Annotated in this window: 19 protein-coding genes, 2 rRNA genes and 1 riboswitch (1 of these 22 cut by a window edge); of the genes, 19 read left to right on the top strand and 2 right to left on the bottom strand. The window is 51.1% G+C overall.

Annotated features, from left to right (window positions below; genetic code table 11):
* The 3 genes from BCV73_RS29205 to BCV73_RS29195 form a co-directional block, all read left to right on the top strand.
* Positions 1-2110: ribosomal RNA gene (locus BCV73_RS29205) — 23S ribosomal RNA — on the top strand; it begins 819 nt to the left of the window's first position.
* A 59-nt stretch (positions 2111-2169) separates the two neighbouring features.
* A 5S ribosomal RNA gene (gene rrf, locus BCV73_RS29200) occupies positions 2170-2286 on the top strand.
* A 420-nt stretch (positions 2287-2706) separates the two neighbouring features.
* Positions 2707-3123, top strand: a complete 417-nt coding sequence (locus BCV73_RS29195; RefSeq protein WP_076176639.1) for a hypothetical protein — start codon at positions 2707-2709, stop codon at positions 3121-3123.
* A gap of 101 nt (positions 3124-3224) precedes the next feature.
* On the opposite strand, the gene BCV73_RS29190 is transcribed toward BCV73_RS29195, so the two are convergent.
* Positions 3225-3749 (bottom strand): hypothetical protein, encoded by a 525-nt coding sequence (locus BCV73_RS29190; protein WP_089549473.1) that lies wholly within the window; start codon positions 3747-3749, stop codon positions 3225-3227.
* A gap of 210 nt (positions 3750-3959) precedes the next feature.
* Here BCV73_RS29190 and BCV73_RS29185 point away from each other — a divergent pair, with 210 nt between their 5' ends.
* The 10 genes from BCV73_RS29185 to rsmI all read left to right on the top strand — a co-directional run bounded on the left by BCV73_RS29185 (position 3960) and on the right by rsmI (position 11838).
* A complete protein-coding gene (locus BCV73_RS29185) occupies positions 3960-4145 on the top strand; it encodes a sigma factor G inhibitor Gin (RefSeq protein WP_076176641.1) in 186 nt (61 codons plus the stop codon).
* Between the two features lie 308 nt (positions 4146-4453).
* Entirely contained in the window at positions 4454-6133 is a 1680-nt protein-coding gene (locus BCV73_RS29180) for an aminotransferase class I/II-fold pyridoxal phosphate-dependent enzyme (protein ID WP_179232096.1), read from the top strand.
* Positions 6130-6759, top strand: a complete 630-nt coding sequence (tmk, locus tag BCV73_RS29175; RefSeq protein ID WP_089549472.1) for a dTMP kinase — start codon at positions 6130-6132, stop codon at positions 6757-6759. The genes BCV73_RS29180 and tmk overlap by 4 nt, the downstream gene beginning before the upstream one ends.
* Positions 6760-6934: 175 nt before the next feature.
* Positions 6935-7264 carry a cyclic-di-AMP receptor gene (locus tag BCV73_RS29170; protein WP_036712689.1) on the top strand — a complete coding sequence of 110 codons (330 nt, stop codon included), beginning with the start codon at positions 6935-6937 and terminating at the stop codon, positions 7262-7264.
* A gap of 15 nt (positions 7265-7279) precedes the next feature.
* Positions 7280-7723: a YaaR family protein gene (locus BCV73_RS29165; RefSeq protein WP_076176644.1), complete on the top strand. Its 444-nt coding sequence runs from the start codon at positions 7280-7282 to the stop codon at positions 7721-7723.
* 139 nt (positions 7724-7862) lie between these two features.
* Positions 7863-8837, top strand: a complete 975-nt coding sequence (gene holB / locus BCV73_RS29160) for a DNA polymerase III subunit delta' (RefSeq protein WP_089549471.1) — start codon at positions 7863-7865, stop codon at positions 8835-8837.
* 45 nt (positions 8838-8882) lie between these two features.
* Positions 8883-9683 (top strand): PSP1 domain-containing protein, encoded by an 801-nt coding sequence (locus BCV73_RS29155; RefSeq protein ID WP_076176646.1) that lies wholly within the window; start codon positions 8883-8885, stop codon positions 9681-9683.
* 29 nt (positions 9684-9712) lie between these two features.
* On the top strand, positions 9713-10078 hold the full coding sequence (gene yabA / locus BCV73_RS29150; protein ID WP_076176647.1) for a DNA replication initiation control protein YabA: 366 nt from the start codon (positions 9713-9715) through the stop codon (positions 10076-10078).
* A gap of 111 nt (positions 10079-10189) precedes the next feature.
* Positions 10190-10957 (top strand): tRNA1(Val) (adenine(37)-N6)-methyltransferase, encoded by a 768-nt coding sequence (locus BCV73_RS29145; RefSeq protein WP_089549470.1) that lies wholly within the window; start codon positions 10190-10192, stop codon positions 10955-10957.
* Complete coding sequence (gene rsmI, locus BCV73_RS29140) at positions 10954-11838, top strand: 16S rRNA (cytidine(1402)-2'-O)-methyltransferase (RefSeq protein ID WP_089549469.1); 885 nt, start codon at positions 10954-10956, stop codon at positions 11836-11838. The genes BCV73_RS29145 and rsmI overlap by 4 nt, the downstream gene beginning before the upstream one ends.
* Positions 11839-12145: 307 nt before the next feature.
* Here the strand turns inward: rsmI and BCV73_RS29135 are convergent, their stop codons facing one another.
* A complete protein-coding gene (locus BCV73_RS29135; protein ID WP_036712714.1) occupies positions 12146-12400 on the bottom strand; it encodes an AbrB/MazE/SpoVT family DNA-binding domain-containing protein in 255 nt (84 codons plus the stop codon).
* A gap of 323 nt (positions 12401-12723) precedes the next feature.
* On the opposite strand from BCV73_RS29135, the gene BCV73_RS29130 reads away from it, so the two are divergent.
* From BCV73_RS29130 to yabG, 6 genes are all read left to right on the top strand, one after another.
* Entirely contained in the window at positions 12724-14004 is a 1281-nt protein-coding gene (locus tag BCV73_RS29130) for an HD domain-containing protein (protein WP_089549468.1), read from the top strand.
* Positions 14005-14062: 58 nt separating this feature from the next.
* Positions 14063-14833, top strand: coding sequence for a TatD family hydrolase (locus tag BCV73_RS29125; RefSeq protein WP_089549467.1), 771 nt, complete (start codon positions 14063-14065; stop codon positions 14831-14833).
* A gap of 204 nt (positions 14834-15037) precedes the next feature.
* A riboswitch (cyclic di-AMP (ydaO/yuaA leader) is annotated at positions 15038-15264 on the top strand.
* Positions 15265-15534: 270 nt separating this feature from the next.
* On the top strand, positions 15535-16704 hold the full coding sequence (locus tag BCV73_RS29120; protein ID WP_089549466.1) for a 3D domain-containing protein: 1170 nt from the start codon (positions 15535-15537) through the stop codon (positions 16702-16704).
* A gap of 226 nt (positions 16705-16930) precedes the next feature.
* Positions 16931-17485 carry a ribonuclease M5 gene (gene rnmV, locus BCV73_RS29115; protein ID WP_076176653.1) on the top strand — a complete coding sequence of 185 codons (555 nt, stop codon included), beginning with the start codon at positions 16931-16933 and terminating at the stop codon, positions 17483-17485.
* On the top strand, positions 17482-18372 hold the full coding sequence (gene rsmA / locus BCV73_RS29110) for a 16S rRNA (adenine(1518)-N(6)/adenine(1519)-N(6))-dimethyltransferase RsmA (RefSeq protein ID WP_076176654.1): 891 nt from the start codon (positions 17482-17484) through the stop codon (positions 18370-18372). Before rnmV ends, rsmA begins: the two co-directional genes overlap by 4 nt.
* Before the next feature lie 56 nt (positions 18373-18428).
* Entirely contained in the window at positions 18429-19328 is a 900-nt protein-coding gene (gene yabG / locus BCV73_RS29105; RefSeq protein WP_076176699.1) for a sporulation peptidase YabG, read from the top strand.
* Positions 19329-19556: the final 228 nt, after the last annotated feature.

Raw genomic sequence — 19556 nt, 5'->3', positions numbered from 1 at the left:
GGTAGCGGAGAAATTCCAATCGAACTCGGAGATAGCTGGTTCTCCCCGAAATAGCTTTAGGGCTAGCCTCGGTTTTGCAGTCGTGGAGGTAGAGCACTGATTGGGTGCGGGGCCCGCAAGGGTTACCAAGCTCAGTCAAACTCCGAATGCCATCGACTGATCGACCGGGAGTCAGACAGTGAGTGCTAAGATCCATTGTCAAAAGGGAAACAGCCCAGACCATCAGCTAAGGTCCCCAAGTGTGTGTTAAGTGGGAAAGGATGTGGAGTTGCACAGACAACCAGGATGTTGGCTTAGAAGCAGCCACCATTGAAAGAGTGCGTAATAGCTCACTGGTCGAGTGACTCTGCGCCGAAAATGTAACGGGGCTAAACACACCACCGAAGCTATGGCTTGATGCTTTGCATCAGGGGTAGGGGAGCGTTGTATACAGCGTTGAAGGTATACCGTAAGGAGTGCTGGAGCGTATACAAGTGAGAATGCCGGTATGAGTAACGAAAAGATCAGTGAGAATCTGATCCGCCGAAAGCCCAAGGTTTCCTGAGGAAGGCTCGTCCGCTCAGGGTAAGTCGGGACCTAAGGTGAGGCCGACAGGCGTAATCGAAGGACAACAGGTTGAAATTCCTGTACCACCGTAAACCGTTATGAGTGATGGGGTGACGCAGGAGGGTAGTGACGCGAGCTGATGGATGCTCGTCCAAGCAGTGAGGCTGGTGTGTAGGCAAATCCGCACACTTTAAGGCTGGGCTGTGACGGGGAGGGAAAATTATAGTACCGAAGGTCATGATCTCACACTGCCAAGAAAAGCCTCTAACCAGGTGAAGGTGCCCGTACCGCAAACCGACACAGGTAGGCGAGAAGAGAATTCTAAGGCGCGCGGAAGAACTCTCGTTAAGGAACTCGGCAAAATGACCCCGTAACTTCGGGAGAAGGGGTGCCCCGGTAGTGTGAATAGCACGAGGGGGCCGCAGTGAAAAGGCCCAAGCGACTGTTTAGCAAAAACACAGGTCTGTGCGAAGCCGCAAGGCGAAGTATACGGGCTGACGCCTGCCCGGTGCTGGAAGGTTAAGGGGAGCGGTTAGGGAGTAATCCCGAAGCTGTGAACCGAAGCCCCAGTAAACGGCGGCCGTAACTATAACGGTCCTAAGGTAGCGAAATTCCTTGTCAGGTAAATTCTGACCCGCACGAATGGCGTAACGACTTGGGCGCTGTCTCAACGAGAGATCCGGTGAAATTTTAATACCTGTGAAGATGCAGGTTACCCGCGACAAGACGGAAAGACCCCATGGAGCTTTACTGCAGCTTGATATTGGATTTGGGTACGATCTGTACAGGATAGGTGGGAGCCTTTGAAACCTGAGCGCCAGCTTGGGTGGAGGCGCCGTTGGGATACCACCCTGATCGTATCTAGGTTCTAACCTGGTACCGTAATCCGGTATGGGGACAGTGTCAGGTGGGCAGTTTGACTGGGGCGGTCGCCTCCTAAAGAGTAACGGAGGCGCCCCAAGGTTCCCTCAGAATGGTTGGAAATCATTCGAAGAGTGCAAAGGCAGAAGGGAGCTTGACTGCGAGACCTACAAGTCGAGCAGGGACGAAAGTCGGGCTTAGTGATCCGGTGGTACCGCATGGAAGGGCCATCGCTCAACGGATAAAAGCTACCCTGGGGATAACAGGCTTATCTCCCCCAAGAGTCCACATCGACGGGGAGGTTTGGCACCTCGATGTCGGCTCATCGCATCCTGGGGCTGAAGTAGGTCCCAAGGGTTGGGCTGTTCGCCCATTAAAGCGGTACGCGAGCTGGGTTCAGAACGTCGTGAGACAGTTCGGTCCCTATCTGTCGTGGGCGTAGGAAATTTGAGAGGAGCTGTCCTTAGTACGAGAGGACCGGGATGGACGTACCGCTGGTGCACCAGTTGTTCCGCCAGGAGCATGGCTGGGTAGCTACGTACGGACGGGATAAGCGCTGAAAGCATCTAAGCGTGAAGCCCCCCTCAAGATGAGATTTCCCAGTATGTAAGACCCCTTGTAGACGACGAGGTAGATAGGTTGGAGGTGGAAGTGCAGCAATGCATGGAGCTGACCAATACTAATCGGTCGAGGGCTTATCCAATAAATATAAAATGTAGATTCGTTTCGTATCTAGTTTTCAAGTGATCAAACACTTGAACGTTTGGTGGCGATAGCGGAGGGGTTCCACGCGTACCCATCCCGAACACGACCGTTAAGCCCTCCAGCGCCGATGGTACTTGGACCGAAGGGTCCTGGGAGAGTAGGACGTTGCCAAGCGAAGGACCACTGTTGATGAATATCAACGGTGGTTTTTTTGTTTTTAATTGTGTGTATGAGAGAAAATGGGTTATGAAATACAGATCCTATCGTATTCATTAACAAGAAGGATTGAATTTTTTATTCATGGAATACATCCTGTAGACTAGACAGCATGATAAAATTGGCCGTTAGGGAAGTCTTGAGAACATAGGATCGGGATGGACATGATATGGGTTTATGAATCTTTTGTCATTAAAAAAGATCGAGACACCGCAGCTGCCTATTCGCTATCATGCATAAGGTTTGTATACTCTCCAAACGAAGTAACATTTTTGTTACCGACAGGGCAGAAGTAGTCAGTATAATATGTATGTACATGTTTGGGGGTGCCTAAGAAAACTGAATAATTATTACTTTTGCGATATAAGGAGGACATACATGCTCAATAGACCGTGGCTGCATGCTCTTCTTGTGTTTGGAGTCGTCTGTTTGCTGCTTACCGGCTGCATGAAAAGTGAGCCCTCGTGGACATCCTTTGAAGGAGCTGCGAACGATAAAACCTTTCCGGTGCCGAAGGAAGCGAACCGTACTGATCGGACATCCGGTAATTCTAAATTAGACTATGTACGCTACTCGATGAAAGGCCTCAAAGAAGATGAACAGATTCCGGAAGCTTACTTGAATAAGATTAAAGAGTGGGGCTGGAAGGAAAAAACGGAGGAGGCCGAAGGGAACTCGCACGTTTTTGAGAAGCAGAGCCGGGTAATTAACTTAACCATTCATAAAGATTATTTTACGGTGACCGTTTTAACTAAGGGTAAGGCGACAGTTGAAAGTGTGGATACCGATTTATAGTGACCTGCATCCAAGGATGCGGGTTTTTTAATTATGCATGCAAGCCAAAGGCCCCTATGTGTAAGAGGGGCCTTCAAGTTCATCATAATGATGACGAGTGGCTACTGCTGATAATAGGAGATGTCCTGTGCGTTCAGTTTAATCATACCGTCTTTACGCTGCTTCAATAAACGAAGAAAAGCATAATATTGCGGAAGCAGGAACCAGAGATGCCAGAACAGCAAGGACAGTGTGAAGGGAACCGGTGACCAAAACAAGATCACAGCCAGCAGGAGCAGGCCAAATCCAGTGATATAGATATAGACTCTCCGGAACAGACGGTAGCTGATATGTTGATCGGTGATATATCCGAGCCATGGCAGCCGCAGCGAAAACTTCCATCGTTTACGAAACGGTGTTCCTGATAACAGCAGAACCGATCGGGAGATAACATAATGAATCCAGAGCATAACCGGTGCAGCGAGAACAAAATAGAAGCAGCTGGTCCAGGAAATGAGGATCATGAATGAAATCACAGCTATGTAGGGAAGAAGCAGATATAGGCGCACGAGCAGCCGGGAAACCGGTATTTTTTTGATTAATTTATAGTGGTAAAAGGTTGCGTTAACGTGATTCTCATCCGGCATGGAGAACGCTCCACCTCCTAGAGGTCTTTAATTCATATATCGGCTGATTGAAAGACTTTTTTTAAAATTCCTGTACAGACACTCGCGGGGATTGCGGGGAATATGTATGTAAGGAATCAAAGGGGGATATGAAACCACTATGAAAAGGTTTAAAATAATAGAAAATGAGTCATACTTGATAGTAATTAATGAAATAAGGTGGGATGGTTGATGGAAAATCAAACCGAACACGTCTGTATTATTTGCGGGCAAGTCAAAGAAGAAGGAATCACCATTATATCACAATTTATTTGCGAAGAGTGCGAATGTGAAATGGTGCATACAAATGCCGAAGACGCCAAATACCATTATTTTATCCATCAGATGAGACAAATCAATTTACAGACCAACGCGTAAGCAGGTATTTTGTACAGGGGGACAGCGGGAAGCTGTCCCTTTTTTGCATAGAAAAAGGTTATAAGTATGTAAAAGCTGCGGTGACTCAGCCGCCCCTGGTTCGCAAGAGAAACAATTGATACATCTGGCCTGGCTACCACGAATGTACGTTGGTAGACGTTACTTTTCAAGCTGTTGCGTAAATTGTGCATTTATCTAAGTAAATGACCCACTATTTCTAGTGACTTTACACGGTGACCGTTAGCCGGATGATTCAATATGCGATAAAATAGGGTAGAGATTGAAACCGGAAGGGATTATGGCTGGGGATGAAAAAGCAACATGTGAACAAGGAACGTGCACCTGTATACGAGATGATGCAGGAGATGAAAGATCAAGCCTATTCTTCATTTCATGTACCCGGACATAAAAAAGGACAAGCCTATACCGAGTCCGGGGGAGCCGGATTTCTGCAGGATGTGCTGCAGGCGGATTTGACCGAAATCACAGGGACAGACGATCTGCATCACCCGGAGGGCGTGATCCGGGAGGCGCAAGCCCTGGCGGCGGATTGTTTTGGAGCCGAGGAGAGCTTCTTCCTGGTCGGCGGGAGTACATCCGGAAATATAGCGCTGATTCTGACGGTCTGCAGCAAGCCGGGGGATCTGCTGATTGTCCAGCGGAATGTCCATAAATCGGTGATCCATGGACTGATGCTGGCGGGGGCGAAGGCGGTCTTTATCCAGCCGGAGCCCGATCCGGTCAGCGGACTGGCAGTAGCCCCGTCCGCAGAGACCGTCACCGCCGCCTTGGCCGCCTATCCGCAGGCCAAGGGCGTGTTGGTCACCATGCCGAACTATTACGGCATGGGCAGCGACTTGGCGCCGCTTGCGAAGGCGTGCCACCAGCACGGGGTACCGCTGCTGGTGGACGAGGCGCACGGCGCCCATTACGGGCAGCATCCGCGGCTGCCCGGAAGTGCCTTGGCCAGCGGAGCAGACGGCGTCGTTCAGTCGACGCACAAAATGCTGGCCGCGCTCACCATGGGAGCCATGTTGCACGTCCAAGGGCCGCGGATCGACCGCGGCCTGCTCCGCCAGCGGCTCGCCATGGTGCAGAGCTCGAGCCCATCGTACCCGATTATGGGCTCGCTGGACCTGGCCCGGCGCCTGCTGCATGTGCAGGGCGCCGGCGCCTTCACGGCGGGGCTCGCCGCCGTGGACGCCCTGGTGCGCGGCCTGGCGGAGCTGCCGCGCTTCAAGCTGCTGCACCCGCAGGGGCAGCAGCCCCAAGACGCCGCCGGCGCCGCATCGGCGGGCAGCACTGCGCAGGCGGCCATCCGCCCTCCGGCAGCCGCATACACCACGCAGGACCCCTTCAAGGTCGTCATTTATGACGACACCGGCGTCCTGAGCGGATATGAGCTGCAGGAGCGGCTTGAGGCGTATGGCTGCGTACCGGAGATGAGCGATGACCGATACGTGGTCTTGGTATATAGCTTGGGGTCCACCGAGGAAGACACCCGTCACCTTCTGGATGCCCTCCGGCATATAACTGTAGAGAAGGCGGACGCCCAGAACTCAGCAGATGCCTCACCGGCAGTTGAAAGCCGCCATTCCGTTCAGACGGAGGCGGAAAAAGATTCAAGTCTAACGGGAGCGTCCAGCCTGCCCAAGACGCAAGGCAGCCCTGCCGAATTTTCCACGTGGAACATTTTAGCTCAGGCCACCGTCTCAGAGCCTATTCCATTCGGCCTGCAGCCCATACCTGCTGAAGATACCGAAACGGTCTCTCTTCGGGAGTGCGCGGACAGAACCGCCGCAGAAATGATTATTCCGTATCCTCCGGGAATCCCGTTACTGTATCCGGGAGAGCGGATCACCGAGGATACGGCAGCAAGGCTTCGCGTCCTGTCCAATGCGGGAGCGAAGTGCCAGGGGGCGGCAGATCCGAATCTACGAACTATTATTGTATATAAGAAAAACAGAAAGCAGGGAAGCCATTTATGACTGGTCCAGGAGCATTTATTACGCTGGAAGGAGGCGAAGGGTCCGGGAAGACAACCGTGATCGGAAAAATTGGTGAATATTTTAACCGGCTCGCCATCCCCTATATGATGACCCGAGAGCCGGGAGGTATTGAAATTGCCGAGAAGATTCGGGAAATTATATTGAATCCGTCCCATACGGCCATGGATGCCCGAACCGAAGCGCTTCTGTATGCTGCTTCAAGAAGACAGCACCTTGCTGAAAAGGTGGAGCCTGCCCTGGAGAAAGGCCTCACGGTGATCTGCGACCGATTCGTCGACAGCAGCCTGGTTTATCAAGGATATGCCCGCGGACTTGGCATGGATGAAGTGTGGGCCATTAATCAATTCGCCATTCATGACCGGATGCCGGATCTCACCTTTTATTTGGATATCGAGCCGGAAACCGGACTGCAGCGGATTGCGGCAAATCAGGGACGCGAGGTCAACCGCCTGGATCTTGAAGGTTTATCTTTTCATCAGAAGGTACGGGAAGGTTATCATATCATCGCATCCCGTTATCCGGAGCGCATCGTCGTCATTGATGCTTCCAAAGAGCAGTCTGTCGTGGAACAGGATATCATCCGTGTGCTTCAGGAGCGATTTTAAAGGATTTTTGAGGATCTTTGTCAAATAAGTACAGTAGCAGCCTGCAGCTATATAGAATGAACTAAATTAATGATGCAAATGTGGACATCAATGTTAGTTTATTAGATTATTACATCTTACTTTGGTTCAATCTATATGGATGGGCAGGTCTAAATAAGCGAGGAGGGAATGCAAGATGAAACTGATCGTTGCGATTGTACAGGATAAGGACAGCAACCGTTTGTCGGCAGGTCTGGTCAAGGCGAACTTCCGGGCGACGAAACTGGCGAGTACCGGCGGGTTCTTGCGGGCAGGTAACACCACATTTATGATCGGGGTGGATGACAGCCAGGTTGAAGCCGTGATGAACGTCATCCGCAGCAGCTGTAAGGTTCGGGAACAGCTCGTCACTCCCGTAACCCCGATGAGCGGTACGACCGATTCATATTTGCCGCTCCCCGTAGAGGTTCAAGTCGGCGGTGCTACCGTGTTCGTTCTGCCGGTTGACCGTTTCGAACATTTTTAAGGCAGGAGATATCCATTGAAGATTAATCCGGGGTTCAGACCCCTAAAGAGCGATTTGCAGATTAACGAGGGCAATGCGAAGCAGATTCAGCCCAAATCGTTTTCCGATATCATGCAGCAGCACGGCGAGAAGGTTTCACAGGAGGAGCTTGACCGCCGGTTTAAAGAGATTCAGATGCAGGGAGACCGCCTCGCTAGATCGATGACAATCCGCGAGTTGAAGGCCTACCGTATGCTGGTCAAACGGTTTCTGGAGGATACGGTCCGCCGTGGAGTCCGGATGAAGGAAGCTCGTGGCTGGGACCGCAGAGGCCGGGGCAAGCGCTACAATCTGATTGATGAAATCGACTCGGCCCTTTTGGGACTGGCCGACGATATGCTGGAGAGCGAACAGGGGAAAATCGAGCTGCTGCAGCGTATTGGGGAAATCCGCGGTATGCTGATCAATTTGATGTTCTGACAGATTAGAAGAAATAGGAATAGGTAAAGCCCATTGTACATGATAAACTATAGGTATAGATAGAATGCCGTATTGTAACATCGATGCGCCGGCCAGGCGATCCGTCTTCCGGTCCATCGATATTGGGAAGAGAGGAAATATGTCTTTTGCAGATATTGCGGGTCAGGATGCGGCAAAGCAAATGCTGCAAAACGCCCTTCGCCGAAACTCCGTCAGCCATGCTTATATATTCAGCGGTCCAGCGGGGAGCGGGCAGATGAAGACGGCCCGGACGTTTGCCCAAGCACTCTTCTGTACTACGCTTGAGGACGACGCCTGCGGACAATGCCTCGAATGCCGCAAAGTGGAACACGGCAATCACCCCGATCTTCATCTCCTTGTTCCGGATGGATCGTCTATCAAAATCGACCAGATCCGCGACTTACAGCGGGTCTTTTCCTATCGCTCGGAATCAAAGAATCCGAAGGTATATATTATCGACCAGGCTGATACGATGACCGTGCAGGCGGCCAATAGCCTGCTGAAGTTTCTGGAGGAGCCGCCCATTCCGGCCGTGGCGATTTTGATTACGGAGAATGGACAGGCTCTGCTCCCAACGATTCAGTCGCGCGCGCAGCTGGTGCCTTTTACCCCGCTCAGCCCCGGGTTGATGCTGCAGACGCTGGTGGATGAAGGATACCCTTCACCGCTTGCCAGATGCGCCGTTCACCTATCGTCGGGACTGGACGGATGCCGCGAGCTGATGGAGCAGAATTGGTTTGCAGAAATTAGAAACGTAGTGTTACAATTAGGGAAGGAAGCTCTAGGCCGCGGCAGCTCCGCTCTGGTGACCGCAGGGCAGAAGGTGTTCAAAGCCGGGTTATCCGATCACTTGGATACACTGCTTAATTTGTTTCATTTGTGGTTCAAAGATATGCTTCACGTCCAGTACGGTAAGCACGAAAGTATCGTTTTCATAGATCAGTTGGACTTTTTGTCTACACATGCTTTAACCCGCAGCACGGCACAATGGGTCTCCTATATGGATTTAGCCGCAGAATGCAGGAAAAAATTGCGCTACAATGTGAATAGCCAACTCTGTCTTGAACAGTTTTTAATCGGTTTGGAAGGATAGCTTCAAGGCTAGCCAATGGTCTCTGGCATATAAGGGGGTTAGTTTTTGTACAGTGTAGTGGGTGTCCGTTTTAAAAAGGCGGGCAAAATTTATTATTTCGATCCGCTCGATTTCCCGATTGAGAAGGATAACAGCGTTATCGTCGAAACGGCGCGCGGTATCGAATACGGCAAGGTTGTCGTTGGAAAAAAAGAGGTGCAGGAATCCGATGTGGTCCTCCCGCTGAAGAAGGTCATCCGGATCGCCGGTGATTCTGACGCACGGGTTGTGGAAGAGAACAAGCAGGCCGCCAAGGATGCTTTTGCCACCTGTTTAAATAAAATCCGCGATCACGGCCTCAAGATGAAGCTGGTGGATGTGGAATTTACGTTTGACCGAAATAAAATTATATTTTATTTTACGGCTGAGGGAAGAGTGGATTTTCGCGAGCTCGTCAAGGATCTGGCCGGTATTTTCCGGACGCGGATCGAGCTTAGACAAATTGGTGTGCGTGACGAAGCCAAGATGCTGGGCGGTATCGGCCCATGCGGTCGCATCCTTTGCTGTTCGTCCTGGCTCGGCGATTTCGAGCCTGTATCCATCAAGATGGCTAAAGACCAGAGCTTGTCGCTGAATCCGACCAAAATTTCCGGTTTGTGCGGAAGACTCATGTGCTGTCTGAAATATGAGCATGATAATTATGAAAGTGTGAAGGAAGAGCTGCCATCAGTAGGCAAAATCGTCATCACATCGTTGGGAGAAGGCAAAGTGGTCGGTATCAATGCCGGCAGCCGAAGCGTCCATGTCCAGCTGTTTGAAATCAGCAAGGTCAAGGAACTGCCATTGGATGATGTTGTCATCAAGTAAACCGTAGAGGTTACTTTCGGGGTGGAAACTTGGAAAAGAAAAATATTTTTGCACACATTCAAGAGATGGAAACACAAATGGAGCAGGTTCACAGTGATCTGGGTGAAATGAAGCTTCTCATCAAAGAGCTGCTGGAGGAAAACAACCGCCTGAGCCTGGAGAATGAGCAGCTGCGCAAAATATTAAAAGGAGCCATACCGGAGGAAGGATCCCCGCTGCCACAACCGGCCCATGCCACAGCAGAGCAGGAGCATGAGATCGAGGACGTGGTGGGGGAAGGATACGACAACCTCGCGAGGCTGTATCACGAAGGTTTCCATATATGCAACGTCTATTATGGACATTTGCGCACAGAAGGCGATTGCCTTTTCTGCCTGTCTTTTCTGAATAAATGAAGCCGTAGGATAACTCCCTACGGTTTTTTTTCAATGTTTTTATGGTTTACAATAGTTTTATGTAAAGTACCAAGGAAGGTTACCCTATGCTGCAGAGAAGGAAAATGAAGAATGAAAATTGATAAATCACAGGTAAGCCTGCGGCCGACGGAACGTCTCGACGATCTGCTGACGCATGATTTGCATATTATCCAAAGCGACGAAGTGTTCAGCTTTTCCATGGATGCGGTACTTCTGGCACGCTTCGCGGGAATTCCGGCCAAGGGGAGAGTGCTCGACCTGTGTACGGGCAACGGTGTCATTCCGATGCTGCTCACCACCCGTACTGCGGCGGCCATCGAAGGTATTGAAATTCAGCCCCGTCTGGCGGACATGGCCCGGCGGAGCGTGGAGCTGAACGGCTTGAATGACCGGGTTCTCATCCGCGAAGGCGATTTGCGGGAGTTGCACAAGGAGACCGGGCACGGCGTATATGACGCCATTACAGTCAATCCGCCCTATATGGCGCTGAACGGCAGCGATATCAAGCTGAATCCTCACCAGGCGATCGCCCGCCATGAAATCAGCTGCACCCTGGAAGAGGTTATTCAGACCTGCTTCAGATTGGTCAAGCCCGGAGGGAAAGTCAGCATGGTTCATAAGCCGCAGCGGCTTGCAGACATTATATCACTGATGCGGCAGCATCGGCTGGAGCCGAAACGGATTCGCTTTGTTCATCCGAGGGCCCACTTGGAGGCGAATATGGTGCTGGTCGAGGCAATGAGGGAAGGCAAGCCGGAGGTGCGGTTGCTGCCGCCACTCATTGTATATAATGAGAATAACAGCTACTGCCCCGAAATTCTGGATATTTATTATGGAGCTAAAGAGGGAAAAGAATGAGTCTGAGCATACAAAGCAGTTTTCAGGAAAAAGAAGAGGGCGCGCCGGGTTCGTTATACCTGGTGGCCACGCCCATCGGCAATTTGGAGGACATGACGTTTCGGGCGGTAAACACGCTAAAGGCCTGTGACATCATCGCCGCAGAGGATACAAGGCAGACGCGCAAGCTGCTCACCCATTTCGACATTTCCCCGTCTATGTTGTTCAGCTATCATGAGCATAATAAGGCGGCAAGCGGACCCGAATTAATACGCTATATAATAGAAGGAAAAAATTTGGCTCTTGTCAGCGATGCCGGTCTGCCGGCGATTTCCGACCCCGGGGCCGACCTCGTCCAGCTGGCGTTGGAACAAGGAATTCCCGTTATTCCGGTCCCGGGTGCCAATGCTGCGTTATCCTCCCTGATCGTGTCGGGACTTCCGACCGAGCGCTTTACGTTTATCGGTTTTCTTCCCCGGGAACGCAAAGAGATTCAAGCGGTGCTGGAGCCGCTGCAGGCGGCATCCGGAACGCTGCTGTTTTACGAATCGCCTCATCGGGTAATGAAGACACTCAAGGCCATCCTTGAAATTCTCGGCAATCGGAGAATTGTGCTCGCCCGTGAACTGACCAAGCGATATGAGGAGTTTGTCAGGGGAACCATTGAAGAATGCCTCGAGTATCTGGAGGAGCATGCTCCGCTTGGCGAATACTGCCTCGTACTGGAAGGCGCGGATCCGAAGGAGGAGCAGAAGCAGCGGAATGCTTGGTGGCAGGAGCTGACGGTGGAAGAGCATGTGGAGCATTACGAAGGGGAAGGGTTGCCAAGGAAAGACGCCATGAAGAAGGCGGCCGCCGACCGTGGTGTTTCCAAAAGAGATGTGTATAACGCGCTATTGTAATAAATGCAGTGGTGAAGGAGCAATAGGTAGAAGAGAGTAATTTGGTGGGTAAACCACATTTTTGAAAAGACAGTCGCCTTTTATAGGGATGAAAGTTTTTCCGAGGTTAGGGAATTTGTGGCAAAATGGAAGCAGCCGGAGTTAGGATGCATCGTGCGGCTGCTTCTCTTCTCCTTGTAGCGGTCATCCCGCCGACAATCAAAAAAAATGCCTCCCACGGCCGGGTTCTAAGCCGAGGAGACACCAAGGAGATATGAAAAAGGTTAGAATTAACAATTTGAATTACTCTTATTATATACTAAAAATCTTAATTTGTCACAGGTGTTGGGATTTCTGATATGCAATCGTGACAAACAATTTTTCCTTTGAAGTAAGTAACATTCTCAGCATTGCCGCAGAAGATGCAGGCCGGTTCGTATTTCTTGAGCATAATACGTTCTCCGTCCACGTAAATCTCAAGTGCGTCTTTCTCTCCAATGCCCAAGGTACGGCGCAGTTCAATGGGGATAACTACCCGACCCAGTTCGTCTACCTTTCTTACAATACCAGTTGATTTCATCATAACTGATCATTGCTCCTCTCGCCATAGTTTTAAAATGTCATAATTCGACAACGTTCTCTCTTTAATGATATCAATAATACCAACGATTCCCAAAACAGTCAACCAGTAAATTTGGTTCAATAACCTTACAAATAGCATAACAGCTAGGAAATCACTCATATCAGGATTCTTTTCCAATTATATCGCCTTGGTAGTATAATGTCGATTTGGAAAACCTTAATTCTGCTTATTTCGACATGTATCGACATCAATTGTCAAAAATATTTCAAAATTAAAACACTTAACAACCCGAATTTCACAAAATGAATGGAGTTGACCTGAACATGAACCCACTAAGTGAGGAAAAAGTCTTTAAAGATCCGGTTCACAATTATATTCACGTCCAGGACTCCACGATTTGGAGGCTTATTAATACGACCGAATTTCAGCGCTTGCGGCGGATCCGGCAGCTTGGAACCTCGTATTTGACGTTTCATGGAGCGGAGCACAGCCGTTTCTCCCATTCTTTAGGGGTATATGAGATTACACGGCGGATTATTTCGCAATTTGAGCGCAGTGGATATCCGGATTGGCCAAAAGAAGAGAGGCTGCTGACGCTGTGTGCGGCGCTGCTGCACGACCTGGGACACGGCCCCTTTTCCCATTCGATTGAAGAAGCCTTTCATATGAATCATGAAGACTGGACTCGCCGGATTGTCACCGGAGATACGGAAGTGAATGATATTCTGAGCGAGATTGCCCCGGACTTCCCGGACAAGGTATCCGCCGTCATCGCGAAGACCTATGATAAACCGATTGTAGTGAACCTCGTTTCGAGCCCCTTGGATGCCGACCGGATGGATTACCTGCTTCGGGATGCTTATTACACCGGGGTGAACTACGGCACGATTGATATTGACCGTATTTTACGGATGCTCCGTCCTTACCAGGGCAGAGTGGTGGTCAAAGAGTCCGGGATGCATGCCGTGGAGGATTATTTAATGTCCAGGTACCAGATGTACTGGCAGGTCTACTTCCATCCGGTAACCCGCAGTTCAGAAATTATTTTGCGCCAAATTTTCCGGCGGGCCAAGGAGCTGTACCAGGATGGTTATCCTTTTGGCTTTATGGTCGAGCCGCTGCCGCAGCTCTTTGAAGACAAACTGGACGTGCAAGCTTATCTGAAGCTGGACGAGGCGCTGATTCAAACGGCCTTCCTTCAGTGGTCCTATGAGGACGACCGCATACTCAGCGAGCTGTGCACCCGATTTATGCACCGCAAACTGTATAAATATGTAGAAATGGACTCCGTCGATTTGGAAATGATCGATGAAATCCGCCGGGAGTTTGGACAAGCCGGAATGAACCCGGAATATGATCTGGAGATTGATTTTCCGACCGATCTTCCTTACGATGTATTTCGTCCGGGTGACGAGTCGAGCCAGAAACAGATCCTGCTGCTCGACCGCCAGGAGCAGCTGCGGGAAATATCCGAGGTGTCGGATATTGTCCGGTCCATCAGCGGCATTCACCGCGGGAAATATCACTTGTATTATCCGGAAGATAAACTGGAAAAGGCGATAACCGATCTTTCTCCTTCGATTTCCCGCATTTTCAAGCTTTAATGACAAAATACCGTACGAAAGTGAACCTGTGGTACCGACAAGAAAGGAGTTCAAATTCATGGAACTGTTCGACACGCATACCCATCTGGATGCGCAACAATTCGACGAGGACCGGGGGCGGGTCATTGACAATGCCGTACAAGCCGGTGTAACCCGGATGATCAACGTTGGTTTTAACCGGGAGACGATTCCATCGACGATGAAGCTGGTGGAAACGTATGATTTTATATATGCGGCCATAGGCTGGCATCCGCAGGACGCCGTTTTTATGCAGGAAGGCGATCTGGAGTGGATTGCATCCTTATGCAGTCACCCCAAGGTGGTGGCCATCGGTGAAATTGGTCTGGATTACTACTGGGACACCTCGCCGAAGGACGTGCAGCACCGGGTCCTCCGCCAGCAGATCGGACTGGCCCGAGAGCTCAACATGCCGATTGTTATACATAACCGGGACGCCCATGAGGATATTGTGAAAATATTACGGGAAGAGAAGGCCGGCGAGGTCGGCGGTGTCATGCATTCGTTCTCGGGGAGCTGGGAAACCGCGAAGCTGTGCCTGAATATGGGCTTCCATCTTTCGTTTGGCGGACCTATTACGTTCAAGAATGCCAGAGTCCCCAAAGAGGTCCTGGCTCAGGTTCCGATGGACAGGCTGCTCATCGAAACGGACTCTCCTTATCTCACGCCACACCCTTTCCGAGGGAAGAGAAACGAGTCGGCAAACGTCCGTCTGGTCGCTGAAGCGGCAGCCCAGATTAAGGGGGTTGACCTGGAGGAAATTGCCCAGATTACCACCCAAAATGGGCTGGAACGATTTGGAATTGTGTGAAATCGGGAGAAAAACAGCCGAAAAAATGAGCATGAGCGAATGATTAAAGAATTTTAACAAACAAAACGCCGAATATTACATTTTTTTAACCACTTTTTCAAATAAACGTGGTTGATTACCGCTTTACAACATGCATCAAAACAGGATATCATCTTTTCAGTGAATCATTGAGCTGTCGTTAAGGTCTTACCTTCGCAGCTTCATGAACCAGTCTCGCTGAGTCTCCCGCATGGGAGAACGGGGGAACCAATACTGGAGCGGGGCATGACAGACCGGAAGCGGTCCGGTGCTCGCAAACGTATTTGATTTCTTTTTTGGGTCTCTGGGGTGAATTGAACGGCTTTACGCCATGAGCGTAAGGACGCGAATAGGGCGGCTCTCTTTCGCCCGAACCCGACAGCTAACCCCGTAAGCGGATAAAGAGAGGTACCCTCGTGCATGACAATTCCGATATTCAGACATCCGGAAGCCACGAAAGAGTCCTCGTAAGCTCTTTTCTATCGGCTTCTTTTGTTTTGAATAAAGGAGAGGCAGTCATCATACTGTTGTATAACAGGAGGTGACAAATCATGATGGAGAGATTGGTTCATGGTGCAAGAACGCATGCTTTCTGTGGGTTCTTGTAAAAAATTGAGTATAGTCGCGTCAAATACAATCATGCATAACTCTAGACGGCGAGGCTATGAAGGAGGATCGAGAAAGTGGGCGTTTTCCAACCAGAGAAGACCCATGATTCAAAAATCTCCAGCATGTCTTACGCATTGCGATGGAAGCATGAGAATTTGCGCCAGATCTCCACTGCAGCTATCGTTTCAATCGCGGTTACCCTGATGATCTTGCTGCTCGTGTACAGTCAATCGCGAAAACAAGTTTATTTGGTAGTAGACGGTCAAATGAAATCTGTACAGACCAATACATCTTTACTTCAAGAAATGCTGGATGAGCAGGAAATCAGTCTGAAACCCGAGGACCAAATATCGATGCCGCTGAGCGGGGCTATATCCGACGGCGACAAGGTCGTGATCGACCGCGCGAGTCCTGTGAAGGTGACGGCTGATGGTGCAACGAAGCATTTGTATACAACGGCCAAAACGGTCGGCGACGTGCTGAAAGAAACCGGCGTCAAAGTCAAGGAAACAGACATTGTCACTCCGGCTGTCGAAACGGCGGTCTCCACCAACACGGACATCCGGATCGTCCGGATGAACAAACAAGTGATACAGCGTCATGAATCCCTCCCCTTCCGGGTGGTCAAAACCTCCGACCCCAGCATTTATAAAGGCGAGTCGCGGGTGATTCAGCAGGGATCTCCTGGCGTCATGGTGCAGTACATTGAGAAGAAGTACAAAGACGGCAAGCTGGTGTCCATGAAAATGGTGGGCAAAAAAGTGCAGACGGTGACCAAGGATAAGGTCATAGCCGTCGGCACGAAGAAAAAGCCTGTTCCCGTAGTGACCGAAGTCAAAACAGCCGTTGCCAAAGCTTCTTCTACCCCTGCCAAGGTGAAGAAGGTCAGCAGCAGCAGTAACAACCGGGTCAGCAAGGCCGGCGTTGACTTTTCCTACAAGAAGCTGATCAAAGTCTCCATGACCGCTTATTCGTCTGGCGAGTCCGGAGTCGGCACACGCACCGCCACAGGAACACGTGTCACGGAAGGCCGCACGATTGCGGTTGATCCAAGCGTCATTCCTTTGGGATGGTGGGTTTACATTGAAGGTGTTGGCTTCCGTCGTGCGGAAGACACAGGCGGAGCCATTAAGGGAAATAAAATCGATATATACTACGATTCCGTCCAGCAGGCACGCAACTTTGGCCGTAAATCCGGCCTTAAGGTATACGTGATCGGTCCGGTCAAACCGGAGCTGAACTAATTTCGTTTTACTTTGCCATTCTAATGTTATAGTATTATGATCATGAAAATGTCATGCTAAAGAAGAGGAGCTTTCCTCTTCTTTTTGTTGTTAATTTACAGCAGTTTGTCTATACCGGGACCCCGCAAAGTACCTGAACAGGCATCACGGTTTATGCCACTTGCAGGGACTTGGCTGTCCGGCGGCATTGACGGGTATAATGTACTCGAAAGGAAGACAGGAAATCATGATTAAAGAAGTCATTGTGGTGGAAGGCCGGGATGATACCGTGGCCGTGAAGCGGGCGGTGGATGCCGATACGATCGAGACGGGCGGCTCCGCCATCAATGCGCGTATACTCCAGCGGATCGCGCTGGCTCAGGAGCGGCGGGGGGTCATTGTGCTGACGGACCCGGATCACGCCGGCGAAAGAATCCGCAAAATCATTTCGGCCAAGGTGCCTGGCTGCAAGCATGCGTTTATCCCGGAGGCCGATGCAACCCGCAAGGGGGATATCGGTGTGGAGAACGCCTCGCCTGCGGCGATCCGCAGAGCCTTGGAGCGGGTTCACACCTCTTATGAGGGGGCGGAAAGCCAGATCGACATGGAGGACCTGATGGAGGCGGGGCTGCTGGTGCACCCGGATGCCGCCGCCCGGCGGATGGCGATGGGCAACCTCCTCGGTATCGGCTACTGCAACGGCAAGCAATTTTATAAGCGACTCGCCATATTTCAAATATCCCGCGAAGAATTTGCGGATGCGCTTGCCCGTATCGAAGATGAAGGAGGCCGGACAACGTGAACGGCATGGACGACATCGCCACACCAAGGCGAACCAAAGAAATCATCCAGCGCCACGGCTTTTCATTCAAGAAGAGCCTGGGGCAAAATTTTTTGATCGACCAAAATATTTTAAATAAAATCGTGGACGCGGCCGGACTTGATTCCACCAAGGGTGCCCTAGAGATCGGTCCTGGTATCGGCGCCCTGACCGAAAAGCTGGCCCAGCAGGCAGGGGCCGTCACGGCGGTTGAGATCGACCAGAGGCTGATTCCGATCCTCGAGGAGGTTCTCGCCCCATACCCCGGCGTAAAGGTACATCATGGGGATGTACTGAAGACGGACCTCGCTGCGTTGTTTAAGAGCAATTTTGCCGGCGTATCCAAAGTCAGCGTCGTGGCCAACCTTCCGTACTATGTGACGACGCCGATCTTGATGAAGCTGCTGGAGGAGCGGCTCCCGCTGGAGAACATCGTCGTGATGATTCAGAAGGAGGTGGCAGACCGGATGGCCGCCCGGCCGGGCACGAAGGATTACGGCAGCCTGAGCATTGCCGTGCAGTATTACAGCGTGCCGGAGCTGGTGTGTATCGTGCCGAAGACGGTATTCATTCCACAGCCGAACGTTGAATCGGCCGTGATCCGTCTGGCCGTGCGGGAACAGCCGCCGGTTGTGGTTGACGATGAGCGGCATTTCTTCGAGGTGGTACAAGCATCGTTCGCTCAGCGGCGGAAGACGATATCAAACAATCTGAAGAGCCGCTTCTTCCCCAATGAGGGACGGGAGCGTCTGGATCAGCTGCTGCAGGCAGCTGGAATCGACCCGTCCCGCCGCGGCGAGACGCTCAGCATTGAGGAATATGCCGTGCTAAGCAACCTGCTGCGGAAGGAAGGCATCGGCTTAAATTAAACAAAAGATGAACCAATAGGGGGATTCGCCCATACCATGGGGTAGGGGTGATGTTCATGAATATTGGAGACCTGGTCGTGCGCAGATCCTACGGCGGCGATATCGCGTTCCGCGTCGAGGATTTGCGCAGGGACGAAGCGGTGATTAAGGGAACAGAGTTCAGACTTCTGGCGGATTCTCCGCTCGATGATCTGGTAAGGGTTCCTTATGCGCCGGTAAGCGAAAAAACCGAGAAAGCAAATATTAGAGCAAACGAGTCGCTCAGTTTATTGAAACGTCACCGTCAGGAGCAGACCCAGCGGAATCAGGCCACCTTGAGCGGAAGCGGGGAATGGGGAACAGCTGAGCCGGCTTATTTCGAAGTCCCCGGGAAGGTGCTTCATCTGGATGGAGATCCGAATTATTTGAAAAAGAGCCTGAGCCTGTATGAGCAGCTTCGGGTTCCGGCCGAGGGCCATTATGTGAATGAGGCCGGGATGGCGGACGCCCTGTACCGGCTGCTGCCTCGGGTCCGGCCGGATATCGTGGTGATCACGGGACATGACGGCGTACTGAAGCATCGCCAGAATCATGATTTGTACAGCTTGAACAGCTATAAAAACTCGCAAAACTTCGTCAGGGCGATTCAGGTCGCGCGCCAGTTTGAGCGCCATTACGATCAGATGACGATTATCGCCGGCGCATGCCAGTCGCACTTTGAGGCACTGCTGCAGGCTGGAGCCAACTTTGCCAGCTCCCCGGGGCGCATCTTGATTCATGCCCTGGATCCGGTATATGTTGCCGCCAAGGCGTCGTTTACATCGGTTAGAGATACGATCAATATGACGGATGTGCTTCACAATACGATCAGCGGCACGCAGGGCGTCGGGGGCATTGAAACCCGCGGGAGCTACCGGATCGGCCTGCCCCGGCTGAACGACTTAACCAAGCTTAAAGTGACGCCGTCGGCCATTTAACATGTCCGGAAATGCCATGCAAAGCTCTTGACCTGACAGTATAACGAAATGCAGGAACCGTAATCTGCCGGCGGATTGCGGTTTTTTGTTGTTATCCGGGTGTAAGCAGAAATGAGCTGGGGTTCCGAAAAAAAATTCGTTGACAACATAAAATTGATGCTGATATAATTATTGTTTTGATTTGACAAAACTCTCTTTTCGAGTTATAATGGACAAGGAAAGAGGTGG

Source organism: Paenibacillus sp. SSG-1 (genome assembly GCF_002224835.1).
GTDB classification, from domain to species: Bacteria; Bacillota; Bacilli; order Paenibacillales; family Paenibacillaceae; genus Paenibacillus_AQ; species Paenibacillus_AQ favisporus.
This window is presented reverse-complemented; position numbering and strand designations above follow the sequence as displayed.

Bases quoted from the DNA above. Each gene is read 5' to 3' on its own strand.
- BCV73_RS29195 (WP_076176639.1), top strand. From the start codon at position 2,707: ATGCTCAATAGACCGTGGCTGCATGCTCTTCTTGTGTTTGGAGTCGTC.
- BCV73_RS29190 (WP_089549473.1), bottom strand. From the start codon at position 3,749: ATGCCGGATGAGAATCACGTTAACGCAACCTTTTACCACTATAAATTA.
- BCV73_RS29185 (WP_076176641.1), top strand. From the start codon at position 3,960: ATGGAAAATCAAACCGAACACGTCTGTATTATTTGCGGGCAAGTCAAA.
- BCV73_RS29180 (WP_179232096.1), top strand. From the start codon at position 4,454: ATGAAAAAGCAACATGTGAACAAGGAACGTGCACCTGTATACGAGATG.
- tmk (WP_089549472.1), top strand. From the start codon at position 6,130: ATGACTGGTCCAGGAGCATTTATTACGCTGGAAGGAGGCGAAGGGTCC.
- BCV73_RS29170 (WP_036712689.1), top strand. From the start codon at position 6,935: ATGAAACTGATCGTTGCGATTGTACAGGATAAGGACAGCAACCGTTTG.
- holB (WP_089549471.1), top strand. From the start codon at position 7,863: ATGTCTTTTGCAGATATTGCGGGTCAGGATGCGGCAAAGCAAATGCTG.
- BCV73_RS29145 (WP_089549470.1), top strand. From the start codon at position 10,190: ATGAAAATTGATAAATCACAGGTAAGCCTGCGGCCGACGGAACGTCTC.
- rsmI (WP_089549469.1), top strand. From the start codon at position 10,954: ATGAGTCTGAGCATACAAAGCAGTTTTCAGGAAAAAGAAGAGGGCGCG.
- BCV73_RS29135 (WP_036712714.1), bottom strand. From the start codon at position 12,400: ATGATGAAATCAACTGGTATTGTAAGAAAGGTAGACGAACTGGGTCGG.
- BCV73_RS29130 (WP_089549468.1), top strand. From the start codon at position 12,724: ATGAACCCACTAAGTGAGGAAAAAGTCTTTAAAGATCCGGTTCACAAT.
- BCV73_RS29125 (WP_089549467.1), top strand. From the start codon at position 14,063: ATGGAACTGTTCGACACGCATACCCATCTGGATGCGCAACAATTCGAC.
- rnmV (WP_076176653.1), top strand. From the start codon at position 16,931: ATGATTAAAGAAGTCATTGTGGTGGAAGGCCGGGATGATACCGTGGCC.
- yabG (WP_076176699.1), top strand. From the start codon at position 18,429: ATGAATATTGGAGACCTGGTCGTGCGCAGATCCTACGGCGGCGATATC.